Below are 3,519 nucleotides of genomic sequence, written 5' to 3'. Positions count from 1 at the left end.
GCGACAACTTTATTTCCCTCTTGTTTTGATGATGATTTTTTCGTTTGCTTTTCCCTATTGTTCTTGGTTTCCTTTTGCGCCGTTTCTTTTATCTCGGTATCGGAAGGCGCTGAAGATGTTTCCGTTGAAGCCGGTTCTTCCGCAGTTTCAGTTTCTTCCGGACTTGGATCTTCCGGGTTCGACACCTCGTTCGCATCTGTCTCTTCCTTCGATGCCGCAGTCAAGTTCGTCGTTTCGGATCTTTTAGCGGTTCGTCGTTCTGACGTTTTTTCCGGATGCCACCAGTGGTTCGCCGGAGACTGCTTGTCATCGTCGTCATCGTCATCATCGTCGTCTTTGTATGTTTTCTCCCGGTAAGTCACTTCCGTCAGGCGGTATAACTCATCATAGGCGTAAGATGTTTTGTACCCGCGTTCGTCTACTTCGGACACGCGGTTGCCTACCTCGTCATACTCATACGCAAGCGACGAATAAAATTCTTTCCCTTTATTTTTAAGAGAGGTCAACTGATCGGCTTCATCATACTCATACATTGTGACAATCCCGTTTCCCCGGGTCACCGATGTTTTCTGCCCGGCGCCATCATACGTATAGCTGGTCAGATTGGCTTCCGGATCGGTCACTTTCACCATTTCATTGCGTTCATTGTATTCATATTGGACGGCGCGGCCTTCCGGATCCGTCACTTGAGTGCGGTTACCGGCGGCATCATACGCGAATCGGGTTGTTTTTTTCATTCCCGTATTGGTGACGGCGGTCATCCGGTTCAAACTGTCATATTCATACACTTCGTCCGTGGCCGGACTCGCTGCTTTCACCATGTTTCCGGCACCATCATATGCATAGGACAGCTGTTCATCGCCAAGGTCGATGCCGGCCAATTCCTGGCGTTTGTTGTAGCTGTAGCGGATCGTCTGGCCTTTCCGGTCGGTTTCCTGCGCCAGGTTTCCGACCTTGTCATATGTGAAGCGGTGGACATCGCCGAGCGCATTGATTTCCTGGGTGACCTGGCCAAGTGAGTCATAAAGCCACTCGGTTTGGTTTCCCTTGGAGTCGGTCAGTTTCGTTAATTGCCCGAGTTGGTCGTACAAATAAGCTGTCTTATTGCCCAGTGCATCTGTTACGCCTGTTTGGTTACTGACAGCGTCATAGCTGTAGGAGGTCACAATTCCTTTTGCATCCTTCACCGCGGTGATATTTCCAACTGCATCGAGCGTGTAGGAAGTGGCCCGTCCTTTTGGATCTGTTTCCTTGACCAAACGATTCAGCTTGTCATAGGCATATGTCGATGTGTGGTTTTTCTGGTCGGTCAGGCTGGTGAGGTTGCCGGCCGCGTCATACGCATAGGACACGCTGTAGCCAAGCGGGTCGGTCACTTTTGCCGGCCGGCCTGCTTCATCATAGGCAAGGCTTGTCACAAAACCGCGTACATCCATGATCGTGGCGGGATTTCCACTTTTCGTGTACGTATAGACCGTCTTTTGCTCGTTCGGATCAATCATCTCGAGGAGCTGGTTGTTTTTGTCATAAGCGTAGCCCCAGACAGCACCGCGCTCATCGGTAAACGAGGTCATATTGCCGGCCGGGTCATAGCCCATTTTAGTCGTAAATCCTTCCGGATCGACCACTTCTGTTGTATTTCCGATTTTGTCGTAGGCGAGCTTGGTGTTGTTTCCGAGCGGATCGGTCACCTGCACAAGTCTCTGCAAAGCGTCATATTGATAGCTTGTCACTTCTCCAAGCGGGTCTTTCACCGATTCAAGCAAACCGGTTGGCGTATAAGTGTAGTCCGTTTTTTGCTGGAGGGCATTAATTTCCGCGACCATTTCACCGGCCAGGTTAAACTGGAATTCGGATTTCGCCCCGTTTTGCCGGGTCACCGAAACGAGATTGGCTGCCGCATCGTAGCCATAATGAATCTCTCCGCTTGGATCGGTCACTTTTTCGAGCTGGTCAAGCGCATCATAGCTGTATGTCGACACATGGCCTTCTGCATCCGTCACGGAGGTCATTCGGCCAAGGCCGTCATACGCCCATGAAGTCGCGTGGCCGTTTGGATCGGTCATGCCTTTAAGCTGGAGCTTTTCATCAAAGGAATAAACAGACACGGCATTTCCGGGTTCTGTCACCTTGATCGTTCTCTCCGCCAGATTGTACTCGTATTTCGTTTCTTTTTCTTCCTGGTTGACATAGCTGAGAATCCGGCCCAGCGCATCATAATCGGCTGACACGGTATTCCCGAGAGCATCCGTTTGCTTAACGAGGTTCCCCATCGCGTCATAATCAAACGACTGCGCCGCCTCGCGCGGATTCACAATCGAATCGATGAGGCCGAGAGAATTATAAGAATAACGGATCGAATGTCCTTCCGGATCGGTTTCTTTCAAGAGCTGGCCAATGCTGTCGTATTCATAGCTCGTCACCTGGCCAAGCGGATCGGTGATGTTCTTCACCATCCCCAGGCTGTTATAGGCAAAATGCGTTTCATGTCCGGCCGGGTCGGTGACCTTCGTGACCTGTTGGAGGTCATCGTAGTCATATTTCGTGACACGTCCGAGCGGATCGGTTGTTTTCGTCATGTTGCCAAATACATTGTATTCATAGGCGGTCACCGCGCCTTTCGGGTCAGTGACGCTACGCATCTGTCCCATTTTGTCATAGGACATCCTATACGTTTGCCCTTTGGCATTCGTGAGCGTTTGCGGGAAACCGTATCCGTCATAGGTGTAGTGCGTATGTAGATTCCCGTTCAAAAACAGGTTGTCGACTTCGCCCGAACCGTTATATTGGTAGGTCCACGTTCCAAATGGCGTCACCTGCTTGACCAGCCGGTTTAACGCATCATATTCAAACGATTCCGCGTCTTCGAGTGTCCCTTGCTGAGTTTTTAGCCTGCCGAGTGCGTCATAACTATAAGAAATAGCGGCACCCTCCGGTCCTTCAATGCCGGTCAGCTGGTTCAGCGCGTTGAACGCATAACGCGTCACTGCCCCGTTCGGTGCCTTTTTCGTATCTACGCGGCCTTTTGCATCGTAGGTGTACTCGTAAAAGTGTCCGTTCGGCAATGTTTCTTTGTCCAGTCTGCCGTTTTTGTCATACGAAAACCGGAGCGTTTGGTCCTTGCCATCCTTGATCGAAACGATACGGTCTGCATCATCATATTCATAAGAATTGACGGAACCGTTTGGCATTATCACACTCTTCAAGCGGCCAACTGCGTCATAAGAAAATGTGGTGACCTGGCCGAGCGGATCGGTTACCGTATGAAGCTGCCCATAAGCATCATAGGTGTAGTGGGTAATTTTCTTGTCCGGACCTTTATGATCTTCAACGAGTCCGCGGGAGTCATACACAAACTCCTCCACATCTTCCGTCGGGCTTTTAATGGTCAGGACATTTCCTTTTCCGTCATAACTATGTTCCCAAACTCTTCCGTCTCCATCCTTGATCACTGTCGGCAAAAGGAAATCTGGATGGTAGCTGGTATGCGACTCGGTCCCGAGCGAAGATTTTTCAAGC

General features: G+C 50.5%; 1 protein-coding gene. It reads right to left on the bottom strand.

The genetic code is table 11. The features are described from left to right. Window positions 1–3,519: hypothetical protein (locus CVD23_RS21300; RefSeq protein WP_142382917.1), on the bottom strand; the 3,519-nt coding region annotated here is incomplete at both ends.

This window comes from Bacillus sp. V33-4 (genome assembly GCF_002860225.1).
In the GTDB taxonomy this organism is placed as follows: Bacteria; Bacillota; Bacilli; order Bacillales; family Cytobacillaceae; genus Bacillus_BJ; species Bacillus_BJ canaveralius.
The sequence above is the reverse complement of the archived record's forward strand: the minus strand, read 5'-3'. Positions and strand labels throughout refer to the sequence as shown.